The 19770-nt window shown below is 49.3% G+C and carries 17 protein-coding genes; 1 reads left to right on the plus strand and 16 read right to left on the minus strand.

Features of this window, described 5'->3' with window-relative positions; genetic code table 11:
- Nucleotides 1–285: 285 nt before the first annotated feature.
- Genes GF409_01070 through GF409_01085 form a run of 4 tightly spaced genes read right to left on the minus strand, consistent with a single transcriptional unit; the run spans nucleotide 286 to nucleotide 3225 of the window.
- The gene (locus tag GF409_01070) at nucleotides 286–852 is read right to left on the minus strand and encodes a hypothetical protein (GenBank protein ID MBD3425803.1); all 567 of its coding nucleotides are present in this window, start codon (nucleotides 850–852) and stop codon (nucleotides 286–288) included.
- A gap of 20 nt (nucleotides 853–872) precedes the next feature.
- Entirely contained in the window at nucleotides 873–1511 is a 639-nt protein-coding gene (locus GF409_01075; protein ID MBD3425804.1) for a hypothetical protein, read from the minus strand.
- Between the two features lie 60 nt (nucleotides 1512–1571).
- Complete coding sequence (locus GF409_01080) at nucleotides 1572–2717, minus strand: aminotransferase class I/II-fold pyridoxal phosphate-dependent enzyme (GenBank protein ID MBD3425805.1); 1146 nt, start codon at nucleotides 2715–2717, stop codon at nucleotides 1572–1574.
- A gap of 19 nt (nucleotides 2718–2736) precedes the next feature.
- Nucleotides 2737–3225, minus strand: coding sequence for a winged helix-turn-helix transcriptional regulator (locus tag GF409_01085; protein ID MBD3425806.1), 489 nt, complete (start codon nucleotides 3223–3225; stop codon nucleotides 2737–2739).
- A gap of 150 nt (nucleotides 3226–3375) precedes the next feature.
- Between GF409_01085 and GF409_01090 the strand changes: the two genes are divergently transcribed.
- Nucleotides 3376–5307: a DEAD/DEAH box helicase gene (locus tag GF409_01090; GenBank protein ID MBD3425807.1), complete on the plus strand. Its 1932-nt coding sequence runs from the start codon at nucleotides 3376–3378 to the stop codon at nucleotides 5305–5307.
- Between the two features lie 381 nt (nucleotides 5308–5688).
- Here the strand turns inward: GF409_01090 and GF409_01095 are convergent, their stop codons facing one another.
- The 12 genes from GF409_01095 to GF409_01150 all read right to left on the minus strand — a co-directional run bounded on the left by GF409_01095 (nucleotide 5689) and on the right by GF409_01150 (nucleotide 19746).
- Nucleotides 5689–6033 (minus strand): hypothetical protein, encoded by a 345-nt coding sequence (locus GF409_01095; GenBank protein ID MBD3425808.1) that lies wholly within the window; start codon nucleotides 6031–6033, stop codon nucleotides 5689–5691.
- A gap of 2 nt (nucleotides 6034–6035) precedes the next feature.
- A complete protein-coding gene (locus tag GF409_01100) occupies nucleotides 6036–6185 on the minus strand; it encodes a hypothetical protein (protein ID MBD3425809.1) in 150 nt (49 codons plus the stop codon).
- A gap of 172 nt (nucleotides 6186–6357) precedes the next feature.
- Nucleotides 6358–6957, minus strand: coding sequence for a PAS domain-containing protein (locus GF409_01105; GenBank protein ID MBD3425810.1), 600 nt, complete (start codon nucleotides 6955–6957; stop codon nucleotides 6358–6360).
- A gap of 4 nt (nucleotides 6958–6961) precedes the next feature.
- Nucleotides 6962–7156, minus strand: coding sequence for a hypothetical protein (locus tag GF409_01110; protein ID MBD3425811.1), 195 nt, complete (start codon nucleotides 7154–7156; stop codon nucleotides 6962–6964).
- Nucleotides 7153–9321 (minus strand): S1 RNA-binding domain-containing protein, encoded by a 2169-nt coding sequence (locus tag GF409_01115; protein ID MBD3425812.1) that lies wholly within the window; start codon nucleotides 9319–9321, stop codon nucleotides 7153–7155. The genes GF409_01110 and GF409_01115 overlap by 4 nt, the downstream gene beginning before the upstream one ends.
- 24 nt (nucleotides 9322–9345) lie before the next feature.
- Entirely contained in the window at nucleotides 9346–11358 is a 2013-nt protein-coding gene (gene uvrB, locus GF409_01120) for an excinuclease ABC subunit UvrB (GenBank protein ID MBD3425813.1), read from the minus strand.
- On the minus strand, nucleotides 11358–12248 hold the full coding sequence (gene nadC, locus GF409_01125) for a carboxylating nicotinate-nucleotide diphosphorylase (protein ID MBD3425814.1): 891 nt from the start codon (nucleotides 12246–12248) through the stop codon (nucleotides 11358–11360). Before nadC ends, uvrB begins: the two co-directional genes overlap by 1 nt.
- Nucleotides 12232–12966: a pseudouridine synthase gene (locus GF409_01130; GenBank protein ID MBD3425815.1), complete on the minus strand. Its 735-nt coding sequence runs from the start codon at nucleotides 12964–12966 to the stop codon at nucleotides 12232–12234. The genes nadC and GF409_01130 overlap by 17 nt, the downstream gene beginning before the upstream one ends.
- Nucleotides 12967–12971: 5 nt before the next feature.
- Nucleotides 12972–15662: a valine--tRNA ligase gene (locus GF409_01135; GenBank protein ID MBD3425816.1), complete on the minus strand. Its 2691-nt coding sequence runs from the start codon at nucleotides 15660–15662 to the stop codon at nucleotides 12972–12974.
- The gene (locus GF409_01140; protein ID MBD3425817.1) at nucleotides 15659–17269 is read right to left on the minus strand and encodes a citramalate synthase; all 1611 of its coding nucleotides are present in this window, start codon (nucleotides 17267–17269) and stop codon (nucleotides 15659–15661) included. The genes GF409_01135 and GF409_01140 overlap by 4 nt, the downstream gene beginning before the upstream one ends.
- A 15-nt stretch (nucleotides 17270–17284) precedes the next feature.
- Nucleotides 17285–18541, minus strand: coding sequence for an aspartate kinase (locus tag GF409_01145; protein MBD3425818.1), 1257 nt, complete (start codon nucleotides 18539–18541; stop codon nucleotides 17285–17287).
- Nucleotides 18541–19746 (minus strand): cofactor-independent phosphoglycerate mutase, encoded by a 1206-nt coding sequence (locus GF409_01150; protein MBD3425819.1) that lies wholly within the window; start codon nucleotides 19744–19746, stop codon nucleotides 18541–18543. Before GF409_01150 ends, GF409_01145 begins: the two co-directional genes overlap by 1 nt.
- Nucleotides 19747–19770: the final 24 nt, after the last annotated feature.

A 19770-nucleotide genomic window follows, 5' to 3' on the forward strand; every position in this document is an offset into this window, starting at 1 on the left:
TCTCTGGAGTTCGCCCTTTTTGTTCTTATCAGAATTAACCCTTATTTCCATTAACTGCCCCGATGCAAGACAACGTGTGTTATAAAGCTTTCTTTCGTTAGAATTGAACCCGTTTTCACCGGTTTATGCTTAAAAAGCGTTCCGCTATTGCCCGCATTATAATACTATAACTGGCTGATAATTTCAAGCCATTGGAACTTACAAAGCGAAAAAATCACGTGTTCTCAAGCCGGATCGATATAAGTCGCTGTATTCAAATGATATACATGAGAGGCTCTGAGGAGATTAAAGGCATTTGCCCATCCGGTAAGCTTTTTCCAGCTGCCTTCTGGAGGGCTTGCTCTTAAGATAATCCAGCATTCCGGTCGCGTAAAGGGTCTTGATCTTTACGTTCATACGGCCGAAAAAGACCTTCATGGCGCGTATGCATCCGGTAGCCGTACCCAGTAAATGAGAAAGGGGGAAAGGCATGCCGCAGCTTGTTATCAGCACTACCCTGGCCGGTTTATCGGCAGTTCTCCTGGGACCGGTCGAGGTCATTTCGAAGAGGCTGCCTCCCCTGTCTATAAAGGCTTTAGCCATGGATGTCACATTGCTCCAGTAGGTCGGGGAAGCGAAAACAACGACCTCGGAAGATGCCACCTTATCCAGTACCATCTGGTGGTCGTCCTCTATAACACATTTATCCGGAGTGCAGCTGCCGCATCCGGTGCAATGGCGGATATCAAGATCATAAAGATGTATTTTTTCTACATCGGCTCCGTTATCCTTTAACCCTTCAAGCACCTTATCTAGCATCTGGTCACTTGCCCATCCTTTTCTGGGACCGGCTAATATTCCCAACGCTTTCATGGATCCTCCTTTAAGAGCGGCTAGACCAGTAAAAATCCTGCCAGCATCATCGCTACCCGAGCGGCAACGTTAACCCCGGTCGCTATCGCGTTGCCGGTCGCCTTCCAGGCGCCTTTTGTCCTGCTGCGCTTATCCCTCTCGCCATCGACGGCGTATAAGGCCGTTAACTGGATTATCTCCTGAGTATCTTCCTTTTCGATCTCCTCTTCCGGAGCGTCCGAGAATGTCCAGTAGATCTTTCCGTCTACATCCCTTATCTCGTTGACCACTTCCGGCCCGGTATCACTTTCGACCCGTTTCCGGTAAAGAGAATTGTAAAAATCCAGCAGCTCTTCGTCGCTCCACTTACCAAGTTCCACTTTGTTGTAGGGCCTTTGGAAGACCCCGGAATCGGCTATGACCTTCGAACACCTGTAGTCCAGAGCGCTCATGAAAGCGGTCACAGTGATATCTTTGGCTTTCCTGTCGACAGGCGTTTTGGGATCATAGTTATACACGCGTTCAAAAAGCGCGAGGGCTTCCTGGTCACCGAGAGCCTTCATGTGCATCTTGTGCACGTTCATTCCCAGTTCATCCGGTTTTTTGGAAGAAGTCGCGCACCCGGCAACAGAAAGGAAAAGTAAAGACGCAACGGATATCCTGAGGATCGAGATCTTCATCTTAATGTTGAATCACGTTTCATGGAATATTAAGGTTACACATACATGCCCCGGAAAGGATCACGCAAGAAAACGTTCTATTCTCTTCATGGCTTCCTTGAGGTTCTCAAAGCTTGAAGCGTAACACATCCGCACATGCCCTTCGCCGGAAGGCCCGAACGCGGTTCCAGGAACGACCGCGACTTTTTCTTTTTTAAGAAGCTTCTCGGCGAACTCCATGGACGAAAGACCAGAACTGTTGACCGAGGGAAAAGCATAGAAGGCCCCCTCCGGCTTATGGCAGGTCAACCCCATTTCGCAAAGCCGGGATATCACGAACTGTCTCCTGCGACGGTATTCCCTGACCATCTGCCGCATGTCCTTTTCACCGCTCTTCAAAGCTTCCCTGGCGGCCATCTGGGAGATGATCGAGGCACAGAGCATCGTATGCTGATGTACCTTGGTCATGGCCTGTATGGCCTTTCTGGGACCGCAAGCATAACCGATGCGCCAGCCTGTCATGGCGAAAGCTTTGGAAAAACCGTTGAGATAAATAGTCCTTTCCTTCATGCCCTTAAGTGTCGGGAAAGCCACGTGGTCAAAATCATATGTGAGATCACAGTAAGTCTCGTCACTTATCATGATAAGGTCCTTTTTCCTTACAACCTCCGCAATTTTTCTGAGATGCTGCCTGGTATAGGAAGCTCCGGTGGGATTATTCGGATAATTCAGGACCACTGCTCTGGTCTTTTTATCGCATGCTTCCAGAAGCTTGTCGGGATCGAGCTTGAACCCGTCCGACGGACCGGTACGCAGATATACCGGCTTTCCTCCGCAAAGACTGACGATCGGGCCATAAGCCACGTAATACGGCTCCGGGACAATGACCTTATCCCCGGGGTCTACAAGGGCGCGCATGGAAAGATCATATCCCTCGCTTACCCCGACCGTGATAAGTATCTCATCCTCTGGGTCGTATTTGAGCGAATATTTGCGTTCAAGGTACTTGGAAATATCCTTGCGTAATTCCGACATGCCTTTATTGGAGGTATACGAGGTGTACCCTTCCTCTATGGCGTAAATAGCGCTTTCCCTTATTCCCCAGGGGGTCACGAAATCGGGTTCGCCCACCCCGAGGGATATCACGTCCTTCATCCCGAGGACCAGATCAAAAAAAGACCTTATGCCGGAAGGCGGCAGGTTCTTAACTCTCTTGCATATATCCATAACAATTCCCTTTATCTTCTCAGAGACTTATGGCGGGCCTTTTGCTTTTCCTGACCCGCTTGAGCACGTCCCCGTCCTCTTTATATTTTTTAAGAATGAAGTGGGTCACGGTACCCTGGACCTTGTCCATGGGGGCCAGTTTTTCCGAAACAAAGCTGGCGACCTCATGCAGGTTCTTTCCCTGCACCATAACAAGGAGGTCATACGTTCCGGACATCAGGTAACAGCTTGCAACTTCCGGGAACATGTAGATCCTTTCAGCAAGATGATCAAACCCCAGGTTCTTCTCGGGCACTATCTTGACCTCGATCAGGGCGAGCACGCCCCCGTCACCCTCGTCCTTGATAAGCTCTTTATTTATAACGGTCTTATACTTGAGGATAATACCGTCCTTCTCCATTTTCTTGATGGCCTTTTTCACCTTTTCCGGTTTCATTTTGAGCATTTTGCCGATCTCTTCTGGTGTAACTCTGGCGTCCTTTTCGAGTATCTCGAGAATTTGATTCATTTCCTTCATATTCGCCTCCTCCTCACGCGATCGGAATAATTGCTTTGATTTCCTTGATAGCTGAATTATACGCTAAAAAAAGCTCCACTGCAAATTATTTAAATCCGGGATGAGCTTGCAGCGGGCGGCCCGTTATGCGATAATGACCTCATGAAATATGATCCTTTTCAGCAAAAAGCCATAGAATATATAAACAACGGCTTCTCGGTCATAGTCTCGGCACCCACCGGCGCGGGCAAAACCGCAATAGCAGAACACGTCATAAACGACTGTATTTCCGCCGGGACCCGGGCCGTTTATACCGCCCCCATCAAAGCCCTCTCCAACCAGAAATACCGCGATTTCACTGCGCTGTACGGTGATAAGATCGGCATCCTTACCGGGGATGTTAGCATAAACGCCCATGCTCCCATACTGATAATGACAACGGAGATCTTCCGCAATAAACTGCTTTCGGAGGATCCGGAGCTGGCGGATTATTCATGGGTGGTATTCGACGAAATACATTATATTGACAACTATGAGCGCGGCACGATATGGGAAGAGTCCCTTATATTCATGCCGGAGCACATGAAAATGCTAGCTTTATCAGCCACCATACCTAACATAAACGAATTCGCCGAATGGATCCATTCAATACACGGCAAGCCCCTGAAAGTAGTAGAAGAAACTGAACGGCCTGTCCCTCTCCATCTTTTCTATCAATGCGAGAATAAGTTCCACGATCACCTTAACAGGATAAAACGAAACATGCCGAGGGGCGGCAGGAAAAAATACTACTACAAGCGCGGTAAAAGATTCATCAAAAAACACCACCTCAAACCCAACCGGCTGGACACCCTGATCAAGCACCTTGAAGATACCAATAAACTGCCCTGCATATATTTCGCTTTCAGCCGCAGAAGATGCGAATACCTGGCAGAAGAGCTGGATAACTTTGATTTTCTGGACACCCACGAAAAGGCCGAGATCATCGAATTGTGGGAGGGCCTCTGCGAAAGATTCGACCTCAAGGGAGAAAAAAGCGCCGAATATCTATTTCCTCTGGTTGAACGCGGAATAGCTTATCACCATGCGGGTATGCTCCCCACCCTTAAGGAGGTCGTCGAAAGGCTTTTTACTTCGCGCCTGCTGAAAGTGATATTCACGACCGAGACATTCGCGCTCGGTATAAACATGCCCGCCCGCACTGTCATATTTGACGAGCTCCGTAAATTCTACGGCAGGTTCTTCAGCAATCTCAAAACACGAGATTTTTACCAGATGGCCGGAAGGGCCGGAAGGCGCGGTATAGATAAGGAGGGGTTCGTCTACAGCCGCGTAAACCTTAACCGGATCACATACGATGAGCTTAAGCGCGTCGTCAAGGGAGATCCCGAAATAGTCAAAAGCAGGTTCAACGCTTCATATGCCACCATCATAAACCTCTATAACCGCTACGGGGAGGAACTCTACAGTATATACCCCCGCTCTTTCCACCACTACCAGCAAAAGCAAAGATCAAGAGACAAGGCTGTAAAGGCCATGGAAGCAAAGGTCAGCATACTAAAGGACCTAGGTTACATCGAGCAATTTCAGGTGACGGCAAAGGGGGATTTTGCCTCCAAGCTCTATGGTTATGAGCTCACCCTTACCGAACTTTACGAACAGGGGGTTCTTGAGGGGCTTTCCGAAGCCGAGCTCGGCGTGCTCGCAGTGGCAGCGGTCTATGAACCGCGCAAGGGCACCAGATTGCCCAGAATCAGCAGACCGGCCAGAGCGCTGAGAAAAGTGACCGATCTTACGTTGAAAATGGTGCATCGGACAGAGAAAAGATACAATATCACACCCCTTAGCAAGGAATACCGTTATCACCTGTCCCCTGCTATCGAAGCCTGGATGAAAGGCTCGGATTTCGACAGGCTTATCACGATGGCGGATGCAGATGAGGGCGGAATCATCCGTTACTTCAGGATGGGGGTGCAGATCCTGAGGGAGATACTCGACACCCACGCTTCCTCTTCGATAAAGGAAAATGTCAAAAACGCCATAAAGCTCATCAACCGGGATATAATCGACGCAGAAACCCAGCTAAGGGAATGATCCCGTCTATTAGGCATATTCAGGGGGAACATCATATTGGAATAAAGGCCATGGGGTATGGGCTTGAAAAGTTCTATGGCCGCCTCCTGCGTGTAGTAATACCTTCTGCACCGAGGAAACACTTGGATCAGAAAAAGAAACAATTTCTAAAGATTACCGTCCACAACATAGGTACGCGGTGTTTCACCAACAGGTTCCTCGTTTATGAAAAAACCAGAGAACCGGCAGGGCTTGAAGCTATGTATATCTTGTAAGTATGAAAAGTGAAATGTCCGGAGTTCTCCGCATATGTATTCTCGAGAATATCCGCCGAAGAAAAGAAGAAAGAAATAGGATATATAAGCATAGAGCCCATAAAGGTCTTCACCGGTTAAGCTCCCCTTATTCAATTTCACCGTTCTTAAATATATGAACCAGATGCGGCAGGATAATGGCCGAAGAAGTAAAAATCAAAAGGAAGCGCCACATGGCGGCCCCCGCCAAATGGGCAAAAAGCGCCCATAAAAACGCGATAAGGACAGCAGAAACATCCAAGATCAAGGGCTCTTCTTTACCGGGATATGTGTGCGCGGTGCGTAGCAACAATCCGAAAATGAAAATGGCCGCGATCAAAAGATAAACCGCAACAAGATGCTCAACGAGTAACAGCATAAGAAGCTCTGCCGCCAGGATGATAAGCACCCATTGCTTGAAATAATGCCATTGTCTTGGGGTCAACGGGCCCATCTCTACGAGATCTCTTTTGCCATTTTAAGATCGACGATACTCTCCGAGCGGTGATCTTTGTAGTATCTATTCATTATCCTGCGCTCTTCATCCATCCGCTTTTTTATGGCCTTTTTGATGATGGGTATCTTATTCCTTAGTTTTTTGATCATGATGCGTTCACCTCTTCTATTTATATTAAAGCCTTCAATGCATTCTAATTTTAGCATTGTTATGGGCGCAAAACAAATCAAACTTTAGAAAATTTTACGTGAACGGGATGTGACATTGTATCTTTTTTCAGATTAGGGCTTTATGATCTTCTGGAGCAACAGATGAAAGGGGTCATTTATCGTCTGTTTTCTGCATATCCTCCCATACGTCAGGATAAAGCGTTTTCAGACAATCCTGGCAGAATGAATGGGAAAAATCAATGTCCATATTCTTCTCCATATAACCGACCAGGTCAACCCATTGACCATTTTCGTCTCGGATTTTCTTGCACCCGGAACAAATTGGCAAAAGAGACATAAGAGGCATTATCTCCCCAACGTCTTCAAGCATAAGAAGAGAAAGGGGCCTGTTCCCTAATTTGACGGGAACAGTTGTGACGTAGAAATACACCTGTCTGACATTCCCGTTCTCAAGTTTATGAAGTCTTGCCCTGCCCTGCACCATCTCGTCCTTTTTTAGGGCCTCTTTGACAGAGTTCCTCAAAACACATTCGGAACAAAATTGACTCCTGCCACATCCTTTTTCTTGTGAATTTTTGCAGACCAGGACTTCTCCAATCCGTTGTTCTGCAAAGTCTTTTTCCTTGCCCGAGAATAGTTGCTCCGCCCTAGGATTGGCAAATATGATACGGATGTCGCCATCAACAACAAGTATAGGGACCGGTATGACCTTGAAAACCTCATTAAGAAGAGCACAGGAGTCTTCGACCATCTTTTCACCTTCCTTTGTTAACGGAAATAACAGCGCTCACAGATGAACCTATAAGCGCACCGAGCAAAGAACTGGTTACAGGATCGCTTGTCAGCGGGCATACACCGCCCAAAAATACCCTGCAGGCCATACTTAATCCCAAACCGATCACGGCACCAATAAAAAGTCCCGCTAATATGAATTTCGCGCCTGCTATCATATCCTCTCCAGATCTATCTGACCGAGCTCGGTATCCACCGAAAGCACTTTGACCCTTACTTTATCCCCAACCGATACAACTTCATGGGGATCCTTTACGAATTTTTTGCTTAATTTCGAGATATGTATCAACCCGTCCTGATGCACCCCCACATCCACAAAAGCTCCAAAATTCGTAACGTTGGTAACCTTGCCGAAAAGACGCATATCTGACTTAAGGTCCTCGATATCCATGATATCATGCCTGAATTCGATATTCTCGAACTTTTTTCGCGGATCGAGACCGGGTTTCTCGAGTTCCCTGATTATGTCGCGCAAGGTGGGAAAACCTATCTGTTCACTGGTGTAATCCTTGACGGATATTCTTGATACCAGATCCTTGTTACCGATAAGCTTAGCTACAGGCACCGAAAGGTCCCGGGCCATTTTCTCGACGATATGATAGCTTTCCGGATGTATGGCTGAATTGTCCAGAGGGTTCTCGCTGTTGCGTATCCTGAGAAAACCCGCGCTCTGCTCAAAAGCCATATCGCCCAGCATGAATACATCCAGCAGCTCCTCTCTGTTCTTGAACGGGCCTCTTTTCTTCCTTCGTTCGACGATATTCTCCGCCAGGAAAGAACCTATGCCCGCCACGTAGGAGAGCAGTTCCTTCGATGCGGTATTGAGCTCAACACCCACGAAATTAACGCAAGACTCAACAATGGATTCCAGGGACTTTCTGAGATAGGACTGGTTGACATCATGCTGGTATTGACCCACACCGATGGATTTCGGGTCTATTTTAACGAGTTCTGAAATCGGGTCCTGCAGTCTTCGAGCTATGCTTATGGCACCTCTAACAGTAACATCAAGCTCCGGGAATTCCCTGATGGCAACCTCAGAAGCGGAGTATACCGAAGCACCCGCTTCGCTTACTACGATCATCTTGACCTTTTCGGCAAGATTCTGTTTGTCGATGAGCTTTTTGATGAAAACCGCGGTTTCCCTCGAAGCGGTGCCATTACCGATGGCCACCAGCTCCACTTTGTATTTGGCGATAAGCTGCAGGATGGAATCGACGGCTTCTTTCCGGTACTCCTGGGGAGGATGGGGAAAAACCGGCAGATACTCCTTGAAATGCCCGTAGCTGTCTATTACGACCACCTTGCAACCGGTCCTGAAACCGGGGTCTATGCCCATAATGACCTTATGCCCGGCAGGTGGCTCCAATAACAGATTGCGAAGATTCTTTGAAAAGACCCTAATAGCTTCCTCCTCGGCTTTCTGGAGGTACTTATTGAAGACTTCGAACTCGACGGAGATGGCCATCTTGGTATAGGCGCTCCTGCAAGCAGTTCTTACCGAATCGGCAAAAACAAAACCCGCATCCTTTATTACCTTTGAAGAGATATATTCAAGAGCCTCTTCGGTATCTATCTCCAGCTTCCAGGAGATCACTTTCTCGTTGCTGCCTCTTCTTATTGCCAGCAGGCGGTGCGAAGGCGCATCCTTAATGAACTCTCTGGAATTATAATACATTTCGAACTTGGATTTGCGCGCCTGCCATTCCTTTCGCGCCTTGGTCACGATAAGACCCTTCTGTTCAAAGAGGGACCGCAGATAAGAACGGAATCCCGCATTCTCCGAAATAAGCTCGGTAAGTATATCCACCGCCCCCTGAAGAGCTTCCGCGGGGGTCTTGACCCCCCTGTCGGCATCAACAAAAGAACCGAGGACCTCTTCGGGTGTACCCTTGACAGGCTGCTGCTTTATGAGTATGCCCGCCAGTGGTTCCAAGCCCTTTTCCCTGGCAAGAGAAGCTTTTGTGTTCTTCTTGGGCTTATACGGCAGATACAGGTCTTCCAGAAGCTGTTTTTCACGGCAGTCCACGATCTTCTTCTTCAGTTCGTCCGTCAATCTGTCCTGAGAATCTATGGAATTGAGAACGGTCTGTTTGCGCTGCTCAAGCTCAGCGTAATAATGGAGCTTCTTTTGGATGGAACGGATCCGTGTCTCATCCAATCCGCCTGTCTTCTCTTTCCTGTAGCGGGCTATGAAAGGAACGGTGCCACCCGCCACGATGAGTTCAACAGTGCTTACAACGGGACCGGTTTCCAGCTCGAGGTCCTCCGCGATATACCGGTAGATCGACTTGCGATCGGGGGTGTATACGTTTCTTTCCACTATCTCTTCGGTCACTCGACCCTCCTAATCGTTCTCTGGCCCCTTATTCTCCGCCGCCTTCTTCTCTTCCTCATTGAGCATCTTCTTCAAGCGGTGTATCTGGTCTCGGTAAACGATCGCTTTCTCGAACTGCAGGTTCCTGGCGGCTTCTTCCATCTCTTTTTCAAGCTGGGTGATCACTTCGAGTATATCATATTCTTTTTCGCTTTCACCGGTAACATCCTGCACTATCTCTTTCGCCTGTCGATACGCCTCGATACCGTTCTTGATCGCTTTGCGGATCGTCCTGGGCTCTATACCATGCTTCTTGTTATATTCGATCTGTTTTCGCCGGCGCGCGTTGGTTATATCTATAGTCCTTTTCATCGAACCGGTAATATTATCAGCGTAGAGTATGACCTCGCCGTTCACATTCCTGGCGGCTCTGCCCGCCACCTGTATCAGCGATGTCTCGCTCCTCAGGAAGCCTTCCTTGTCCGCGTCAAGGACCGCCACGAGGGAGACTTCGGGAAGGTCCAGCCCTTCCCTGAGAAGATTTATCCCGACAAGGCAATCGAACTTACCCATGCGAAGATCCCGTATTATCTCGATCCTGTCAAGCGCGTTGATCTCCGAATGCAAATACCTTACTCGCAGTTTCATTTCCTTCAGATATCTCGTAAGCTCCTCCGCCATGCGCTTGGTAAGAGTGGTAACAAGAACCCGCTCCTTTTTTTGAGCGCGGATTCGTACCTGTTCAACAAGATCATATATCTGGTTCTTGGTAGGTCTTACCGCGACAGGCGGATCCACCAGGCCCGTTGGCCGTATGATCTGCTCTGCGACAACTGAACTTTTGGATATTTCGAGTTGCCCAGGCGTAGCTGAAACAAAAAGGATCTGCCTGACTATATCCATGAACTCCTCATATTTAAGAGGCCTGTTGTCCAGGGCCGAGGGCAGCCTGAAGCCGTATTCAACGAGGGTCTTCTTGCGGGCCTGGTCCCCGTTATACATGGCTCTCAGCTGAGGCAGGGTAACGTGTGACTCGTCTATGAGCACAAGAAAGTCGTCCCCGAAATAGTCCAGAAGGCACCATGGGCGGCTGCCCGGCTCCCTGCCCGATATATGCCTTGAGTAGTTCTCTATGCCGTTACAATAACCCAGTTCGCCGAGCATGTCCATATCATATTTGGTGCGGGTCTCGAGCCTCTGCGCTTCCAGAAGCTTGCCGGCATCACGAAGCTCGGCGAGCCTTTCCCGGAGCTCAACGGCTATAGACCTCAAAGCCGCCTTTATCTTGTCCTCGGTAGTAACAAAATGTTTCGCCGGATATATTGCCATCTTCTCAAGGTCCGTCAGAATATCCCCGCTTACGACATGCACCTCGGAAAGACGCGTTACTTCGTCCCCGAAGAACTCCACCCGGTAGGCGGTTTCCTTGTATGCAGGAAGTACTTCGACAATATCCCCGCGCACCCTGAACTTACCCCGCTGGAGATCGATATTGTTCCTTTCGTACTGTATATCGACCAGTTTCTTAAGGAACTCTTCCCGGGATATATTTTCCCCCTTATGGAGATTAACCAGCATGGTCGAGTAATCTTCAGGGGAACCCAGGCCGTAAATACACGATACACTAGCCACTATCAGAACATCCTTGCGGGAGAACAGAGAACTGGTGGCGGATAGCCTCAACCTGTCAATATCGTCGTTGATCGAAGCGTCCTTCTCAATATAAACATCAGTCTGCGGGACATAGGCCTCAGGTTGGTAATAATCATAGTAACTGACGAAATATTCAACTGCGTTGTCGGGGAAAAAGCCCCTGAACTCGGAATATAGCTGTGCAGCTAGGGTTTTATTGTGGGAAATAACAAGGGTGGGTTTGTTCACCTTTTCGATGATATTAGCCATGGTGAACGTCTTGCCGCTTCCGGTAACACCAAGCAGTGTCTGATAGCGGGACCCGTTCTCTACAGAGGAGACGATCTTATCTATCGCCTGCTGCTGGTCACCCGCCGGTTTAAGATCGGTTAAAAGCTGGAATCTATCCATTATCTGACGATGATCTCCAGACTGAAATCCAGAGGCTTGACAACACCGGTAATGGAGCCGGATGAGATAATATCTATGCCAGTGGACGCGTAATCTTTGAGGTTACTGAGATCAATCCCCCCCGAGACCTCGTAAAGCACATCTTTTTCCAATCCTTTTTCCTTGCGTAAAGATACGGCTTTTTTGATGGTGTCCGGGTCCATGTTATCCAGCATGATGACATCCGGCCGCTCATCAAGTGCGTATTCGCATTCTCTGAGGGTCTCTACCTCTATTTCTATCTTTATGTTCTTCTGGACGGAAGAATGCGCGCGCTCAAGCACGCCTTTTATGATCTTCTCGGTGTCCCGGGTCTTAAGCTGCTGACCGAATGCCCTGATATGGTTATCTTTGATGAGCACCATATCCCACAAACCTTTTCTGTGATTATGCCCCCCGCCCACCGTGACGGCGTATTTCTGAAGATACCTGTGAAGAGGTATGGTCTTCCTGGTGTCGTAGATCTTAACCCCGTATTTATCCGCTTCGTCCGCCATCCGTCTTGTGCTCGTACTGACCCCGCTCATTATGCTCAGGAAATTAAGCGCGACCCTTTCACCTGCCATAATGGACCTTGCGGGTCCCTCGACAAAAGCGATCTCCTGCCCGGGTTCAACCACATCGCCTTCCTTTACCTGCGAACGGAACCGTAAGGCTGCATCGACAGCGGCAAAAACCCTTTCCATAATGGATATCCCACAAACAATACCGGAATCGCGGGATATAACGACACCATCAGCGGCCAGCCCCTCTTCAAGTACGGCCCTGGATGTTAGATCCCCTGTCCAGATATCCTCTTTCAAGGCGAAGCGTATTATCGCGTCAACTCTCTTTTTATCCAGATCGGTCATTTTCCCCTATCCTTGAAAGCCTTTCTACTTCACTTTCGGTAAGGAACCGGTAATCCCCCCGCTTAATCCGACCGAGCCTGAGCCCCGCATAACCGGTACGCTCAAGTTCAGTCACCTTGAGGCCGACTTCTTCGAACATGCGTTTTATCTGGCGTTTGCGTCCCTCATGAATCTTGATCCTGAGCACATCCCTATCCCTGGTCCTTTTGACCCTGCGGATGATGCACGGCGATGTTCTTATGCCTTCGAGCATGATACCCTTCTCAAGGCGTTCTTTATCCGCCGGGGCGAGAAACCCGTTTACCATGGCCTGATACTCTTTTTCGATCTCGAACCTTGGGTGCATCAGCTTATTGGCCAGTTCCCCGTCATTAGTTATTATGAGGATCCCCGTCGTGTCCTTGTCAAGCCGACCCACGGGATAAAGCCGTGCCTTGATATCCTTGAAAAAGTCCGTTACCTTTTTACGTCCGTGAGTGTCCTTGACGGTAGAAATGACGCCGGTCGGCTTATTGAAAAGAATATAATATTTCTTTTCTTCACGAGGCAGCGCCTGGCCGTTAACAAAGATCTCATGCCGCCGGGGGTCTAATTTGTACCCTTTTTCAGTAACGACCCTTCCATCCACCTTGACCTTGCCACGGGCGATAAGATCGGCTGCACCTCTTCTTGATGAGATTCCCGCATGAGCCAGCACGTTCTGCAACCGTTTTTCCATTAGGATTATTTAAGAGCCTTGACGTTCTCTTTAAGGGTATCGACCTCTGCCTGGAACTTGTCCCTTTTTGACTTTTCCTTGTCCACCACTTCGGCCGGAGCATTTTCCAGGAATCTCTCGTTGGAGAGCTTCTTGTCCACCCCGATAAGGTATTTCTCGATATCACTGATCTTTTTGTTTATGCGTGTAAGCTCCTTTTCTATGTCAACGGCTTCTCCCAGCGGAACAAAAAGCTTGATTTCGCCTACGAGCGAGGCAACGGATTTCTCGGGCCGGTCAAGACCTTCTCCCACATCGCTTATCTTACATTTGCCCAGCCTTTCGATGTACTGAGAGTTCCGGCGCAGCATATCGGCATCCTTGCCGTCACTTACTGAAAAAATGACATCGACCACGGACTTATTCTCGATATTCCAGAAAGCTCTGATATTGCGAATGGAAGTTATGCAACCGATGAGCTTCTCCATGTCCTCGACAGCTTTACCATATTCGTATGCTTCCTCGGGTTCCGGCCAGGAAGAGGCCATTATCCATTTTTCGGCATCACCCGGTATATTCTGCCAGATCTTTTCGGTAATGAACGGCATGAAGGGATGTAGAAGCTTGAGGCATCCCCGGAGAACTTTTATGAGCACTTTCTGGGTGGTCTCTTTATCTTCCGAAAGTTTCGAAACTTCAAGGTACCAATCACAGTATTTGTGCCAGATGAAATCATAAAGCGCCGACGCGGCATCATTGAACCTGTAGGCCTCCAGGCTGGCGAGAACCTTCTCCGCTACCCTGTTAAAACTGCTCAGTATCCATTTATCCGACAGATCGAGCTTCGAGGGCTCTATGCCGCCCGCAAGTTGTGACTCATCCAGGTTCATAAGAACGAACCTTGAGGCATTCCAGAGCTTGTTGGCGAAATTCCTGCCCAGATCGAACTTCTCCTTTGAAAGAAAGACGTCCTGCCCCTGGGAAGTTATCGAGATTATGCTGAACCGGAGAGCGTCACTTCCCACTTCCGATATTACATCAAGGGGATCTATGACATTTCCCAGGGATTTGGACATTTTGGTCCCGGTCGCGTCACGCACGGTGCCATGTATATAAACGTCACTGAACGGTATGTCCCCGAGGAACTTCAGCCCCGCCATGATCATCCTGGCCACCCAGAAGAAGATGATCTCCTGAGCCGTTACCAGGGCATCGGTCGGGTAGAAGACTTCCAGTTCCTTTGTCTTTTCAGGCCACCCCATCGTCGAGAAAGGCCAGAGCCAGGAACTGAACCAGGTATCCAGCACGTCCGGGTCCTGCTCGATGTTTACACCCCCACAATGGGGACATTTCTCAGGCGGCTCAGCTCCCACATAGATACCTTTTCCGCCGGGGCCCTCGACGTTGACATCCCTGACATGATCATAATCAAGACAGTCTTTACAGTACCATACCGGTATCCGGTGCCCCCACCATATCTGGCGCGATATGCACCAGTCACGGATACTCTCCATCCAGTTAAGGTAAACTTTCGTCCACCTGTCGGGATAGAACTTTATGCGCCCGCGCCTTACAACTTCGATGCCTTCTTTGGCTAGGGGTTTCATCTTAACGAACCACTGCTTGGAGAGGCGCGGCTCGACAACCACATGGCATCGATAACAATGGCCTACAGCATGGCGGTGATCCTCGCTCTTGACAAAAAGCTGTCTTTGCTTGAGGTCCTCGATAATGGCTTCCCTGCACTCGAACCTGTCAAGCCCTTCATACTCGCCGCCGACCTCGTTTATGGTCCCGTCAGCATTCATGGCGTTAATACTCTGGAGATCGTGTTTAACCCCCAGTTCAAAGTCAACCGGGTCATGCGCGGGGGTAACCTTGAGCGCTCCGGTACCGAATTCGGGGTCAACATCCTCGTCGAAAATGATATTTAGTTCCCTTTTCAGTATGGGGAGGATCAATGTCTTTCCCTCAAGCTTATCCCGACGTGGGTCTTTGGGATTCATGGCCACGGCCACATCACCCAGCATGGTCTCAGGACGGGTAGTGGCTATAACGATGTAATCTTCATTTTCCTTATCAAGTTTCTCTTTTCCCTTAACGGGATATTTTACGTAATACAGTTTCCCGTCAATATCACGGTGTTCGGCTTCTTCATCACTCAACGCGGTTCCGCAGCGAGGACACCAGTTTATGATATAATCGCCCTTGTAAATGGAACCGTCCTGGTAAAGACGGATAAACACCTCTTTGACGGCGCTTGAAAGACCTTCATCCATGGTAAAGCGCTCACGCTCCCAGTCGCAGGAACAGCCCAGTTTCTTGAGCTGGCGAATTATCGTGGACCCGTACTCTTCCTTCCACTGCCAGACCTTTTCGAGGAACTTCTCCCTTCCCAGGTCCGTGCGCCTGGTGCCTTCTTTCGCAAGCTGCCGTTCCACGACATTCTGGGTGGCTATACCCGCGTGATCGGTACCAGGCATCCACATGGCTTCATATCCCTGCATACGTTTCCAGCGGATAAGTATATCCTGTATGGTGTTATTAAGGGCATGGCCCATGTGCAATATGCCGGTAACATTCGGAGGGGGAATGACTATGCTGTAAGGCGCCTTCCTAGACTTCTCATCTGCATGAAAGAGGCCTTCATCTGCCCAGGCACGGTAAATATCATCTTCTATCTGACGTGCATCGTACTTCGTGGGGATATCTTTCATTTCTTCTTTTTCCTGCGGCTCCGTTTCTTCTTTTTCCCTTCGTCCTTAACGAACTTGTATTCAATGGAATCCCTGAGCGCCAGCCAGCTGGCCTCAATGATGTTCTCCGAAACTCCGACCGTCCACCAGGAGTCATCCCTGTCATGTGACTGTATCAGAACCCTGACCTTTGCAGCGGTACCGGACTTCTCATCAAGCACCCTGACCCTGAAATCGGAAAGATGCATCTGGGCAAGAGAGGGAAAGAATTCTCGGAGGCTCTTGCGGATAGCCTGGTCCATGGCATGGACCGGACCGTCGCCAAGCGAAACGGTATGTCTGAATTTATCGCCTATCTTCAGTTTAACGGTAGCTTCGGACACGATGGGTCCGTCCGCCCGCTTTTCCACGATAACCCTGAAATCGTTCATCTGGAAATGTTTCTTGAAGGTTTTCGCGGCTTTTCTCATCAAAAGCATTAACGAAGCCTCGGCCAGCTCGAACTGATATCCTTCCTTTTCAAGGTTCTGCACATGACCAAGGATGTTCCGCGCTTTTTCTGAACTTTTTTCTATCTGCATGCCAAGTTCCTCAGCCTTACCGATGATGCTGGATTTACCCGAAAGTTCCGAGATAAGCATCCTTCTTTTATTTCCCACCTTTTCCGGGTCTATGTGTTCATAGGTCCTGGAATTCTTGAGCATGGCGTTGACGTGTACCCCGGCTTTATGGGCAAAAGCGCTTTTGCCGACATACGGCTGTGAATCCTGGAGTTTCATATTCGATATCTCCGCAACGTACATGGCGGCCTCGGTAAGCTCCTTGAACTCGAACTTGGAAAGACACTCCATCCCGAGTTTGAACTTAAGAGCAGGAAGTATGGATACCAGATTGGCGTTCCCGCATCTTTCCCCGTAACCGTTGAACGTGCCCTGTACGTGCGCACACCCGGCCTGTACCGCTGTCACAGAATTGGCTACCGCCATATCCGCGTCATTATGCACGTGGATCCCCAGCGGAGCATCCACTTCTAGTGAAACCTCTTCTATGACCTCGAATATCCTGCTGGTAATGGTGCCGCCGTTGGTGTCACACAGAACAAGGCATTCCGCTCCGGCTCTTTCTGCGGCTTTCAGCGTATCGATCGCGTAACGGGGATTATCACTGTACCCGTCGAAAAAATGTTCCGCGTCAAAGAAGACCCTTTTGCCCTTCTTCTTAAGGTGCCTCACCGAATCCTCGATCATGTTCAGGTTCTCCTTCATGGAGGTCTTCAGGACCTTCTTGACGTGAAGATCCCAGCTTTTACCGAATATGGTAATGTACTTTGTTTTCGCCCTGAGCAGGTTCTTGATAATGGGATCAGTGGAGGTCTTTGAATTCGATCTCCTCGTACTGCCGAAGGCCACCAGTTTTGAGTTCTTAAGCTTAAGGGACTTGGACGCTTCCCTGAAGAATTCATCGTCCTTCGGGTTGGATCCTGGCCAGCCGCCTTCAATGAAGTCTATCCCCAGTTCATCAAGCTTGCGGGCGATCCTCAGCTTATCTTTAACAGTGAAAGATATCCCCTCGAATTGCGCGCCGTCGCGCAAAGTCGTATCATAAATGAATACTTTTCTGTTCTTCATCACAAACCCCGTATTCTATTTTTTTCTGGCGGTCCTTCTCTGTTTGGACTTTTCGCCAAGTTCAAACGCTTTGTGAATGGCTTTAACGGCCTTATCGGCGTATTTGTTCTCAATGACACAGGAGATCTTGATCTCACTTGTGGATATCATCTCGATGTTGATCTTTTTGGAAGCAAGAGCGCTAAACATTCTCGCCGCCACACCCGAGTGGCTCCGCATCCCTATACCCACCACGGATATCTTGGCGATATTCCTGTCGAATTTCACCCCCTTGGCGCCTATCTGCCTGCTGATCTTTTCTATCACGCCCTGGGTCTTATGAAGCTGTTTCTTCGAAACGGTAAACGATATATCGGTGGATCCCGTGCGTGAAATATTCTGGATGATCATATCAACGTTGACACTGGCTTTGGCCAGCTTTTCGAACATCCTGCTGGCTTCGCCAGGCTTATCCGGAACATCACAGACAGTGACCTTTGCTTCGCTTTTATCGGCAGTAACGCCTCTGACAAGAACGTCTTCCATTTCTTTTACCTCCCTGGTTATCAGTGTGCCGGTATCATGTTGCATACTTGAACGTACGTGCATAGGAATGTTGAACTTGCTGGCGACCTCCATGCTTCTTGCCTGCATGACCTGAGCGCCCAATGAAGCCAGTTCGAGCATTTCCTCGTAGCTTATCGTCGGGAGTTTGCGCGCGTTCTTCACTACCCTGGGGTCGGCCGTATACACTCCCTTGACATCGGTATATATCTCGCATACTTTAGCGTTAAGCACTTTGGCAAGAGCGACGGCGGTCATATCCGAACCGCCTCTACCGAGAGTTGTTATCTCCTGGTCGAGGTTAATACCTTGGAAGCCGGCAACGATAACCACTTTGTTCTTCTTCAGCTCCTTCTTGATACGCGTCGTGCTGACATCGATTATCTTTGCCTTGGTATGAGATGAATCGGTCATTATCCCCACCTGAGCACCGGTAAAAGAAATCGCTTGGCATCCGATCTTGTTAAGAGCCATTGCCAGTAAGGCCACCGATACCTGTTCTCCGGTGGCAAGAAGCATGTCAAGCTCCCTTTCCGGGGGATCTTTGGTTATCTGGTCGGCGAGGTCCAGAAGTTCATCGGTAGTGTCACCGAGCGCGGAAACCACAACGACCACACTATTACCTTTTCTCTTGCAGGCAGCGACCCTTTGGGCGACGCCTTTGATCCTTTCTGGATTGGCCACACTGGTACCGCCGAATTTCTGTACGATAATGTCTTTCTTCTTCATCATTCCTTCCCATGTAAAAGCATGTTCATAAGTTTCCACCCTTCATCGATAGATGCGCTGCCGGCCCTTGCCGATCTTTCCGTGAAGATGGTAACATCATCCGGGACGATATCTTTGCCAGCCATGGCAAAGGGTACCGGATCGGCTGTATGAGTCCTCTTCTTGATGGGTGTCGGATGATCGGGAAGGATCATGACCCTGTAATCCTCCGCAGCTTCATGAAGCGAAGAGATGATCCTCCCGGTGATCTTATGGTCGAAGTTCTCTATCGCCTTCACCTTCTCCATGATATCACCGTTGTGCCCGGCTTCGTCGGGTGCTTCCACATGAACAAAGACCATGTCATGCCTCGTGAGTATGTCGATCGCCGCTTCGGCCTTACCTTCGTAATTGGTATCGTAATAACCGGTCGCTCCCTCCACCTCCGCAACCTCAAGACCTAGCACGCGCCCCATACCCTTAAGCAGGTCAACTGCGGAGATTATGCCCCCGGTTATGCCGTAAGCGTCCTCGAATTTCGGCATATCTGGCTTCTTGCCCTGGCCCCATGTCCATATCATGTTAGCCGGATTCTGCCCAAGGTCTATACGGACCTTGTTTATGTCGTGACCATCCAGCAGGTCCCTGGATCTTTTCATGAGATCGACCAGTTCGGCCTCATCGGGATAATGCTTGGAAACCGACTGGTCAAGTATATCGTGAGGCGGATAACAGGTAACCTTGGAAAGCCTGTCGGCCTCCTCCGGTGAAGCGCAATGCGCCATCATGAGGTTCCTGTAACTGGTGCCCGTATAAAAACTGAATTTCTCGGTGCCAAGCTTCTCGTTGAGGAGTTTAACGATCGCGGCAGTCTCGCCGGTGCTGATATGCCCGGCGCTGTAATCGACCATCCTGTCACCATGCACGGTTACGGTATTGAACCTGAAAGCTACATCACTGGGGCTTACCTCGACGCCGAGATTGGCAGCTTCGAGAGGACCGCGGCCGCAGTAGTATTTTTTGGGATCATATCCCAGGATCGAAAGGTTGGCAACATCACTGGCCGGGGTCATTCCTCTGGGGACATTGCTCACAGTGCCAACTATGCCCTTCCTGGCGATCATATTCATGTTAGGAGCATTGGCTGCTTCCATACATGTACGGTCGTTGAGCTCTTCCAGCGGAACCCCCGCCATCCCGTCCGGGACCAGAACTATATACTTCATATCTTACTAACCTCGCCTTTCGAA

It is taken from the genome of Candidatus Omnitrophota bacterium, assembly GCA_014728045.1.
Classification (GTDB): domain Bacteria; phylum Omnitrophota; class Gorgyraeia; order Tantalellales; family Tantalellaceae; genus WJMH01.

Bases quoted from the DNA above. Each gene is read 5' to 3' on its own strand.
- GF409_01070 (MBD3425803.1), bottom strand. From the start codon at position 852: ATGAAAGCGTTGGGAATATTAGCCGGTCCCAGAAAAGGATGGGCAAGT.
- GF409_01075 (MBD3425804.1), bottom strand. From the start codon at position 1,511: ATGAAGATCTCGATCCTCAGGATATCCGTTGCGTCTTTACTTTTCCTT.
- GF409_01080 (MBD3425805.1), bottom strand. From the start codon at position 2,717: ATGGATATATGCAAGAGAGTTAAGAACCTGCCGCCTTCCGGCATAAGG.
- GF409_01085 (MBD3425806.1), bottom strand. From the start codon at position 3,225: ATGAATCAAATTCTCGAGATACTCGAAAAGGACGCCAGAGTTACACCA.
- GF409_01090 (MBD3425807.1), top strand. From the start codon at position 3,376: ATGAAATATGATCCTTTTCAGCAAAAAGCCATAGAATATATAAACAAC.
- GF409_01095 (MBD3425808.1), bottom strand. From the start codon at position 6,033: ATGGGCCCGTTGACCCCAAGACAATGGCATTATTTCAAGCAATGGGTG.
- GF409_01100 (MBD3425809.1), bottom strand. From the start codon at position 6,185: ATGATCAAAAAACTAAGGAATAAGATACCCATCATCAAAAAGGCCATA.
- GF409_01105 (MBD3425810.1), bottom strand. From the start codon at position 6,957: ATGGTCGAAGACTCCTGTGCTCTTCTTAATGAGGTTTTCAAGGTCATA.
- GF409_01110 (MBD3425811.1), bottom strand. From the start codon at position 7,156: ATGATAGCAGGCGCGAAATTCATATTAGCGGGACTTTTTATTGGTGCC.
- uvrB (MBD3425813.1), bottom strand. From the start codon at position 11,358: ATGGATAGATTCCAGCTTTTAACCGATCTTAAACCGGCGGGTGACCAG.
- nadC (MBD3425814.1), bottom strand. From the start codon at position 12,248: ATGACCGATCTGGATAAAAAGAGAGTTGACGCGATAATACGCTTCGCC.
- GF409_01130 (MBD3425815.1), bottom strand. From the start codon at position 12,966: ATGGAAAAACGGTTGCAGAACGTGCTGGCTCATGCGGGAATCTCATCA.
- GF409_01135 (MBD3425816.1), bottom strand. From the start codon at position 15,662: ATGAAAGATATCCCCACGAAGTACGATGCACGTCAGATAGAAGATGAT.
- GF409_01140 (MBD3425817.1), bottom strand. From the start codon at position 17,269: ATGAAGAACAGAAAAGTATTCATTTATGATACGACTTTGCGCGACGGC.
- GF409_01145 (MBD3425818.1), bottom strand. From the start codon at position 18,541: ATGAAGAAGAAAGACATTATCGTACAGAAATTCGGCGGTACCAGTGTG.
- GF409_01150 (MBD3425819.1), bottom strand. From the start codon at position 19,746: ATGAAGTATATAGTTCTGGTCCCGGACGGGATGGCGGGGGTTCCGCTG.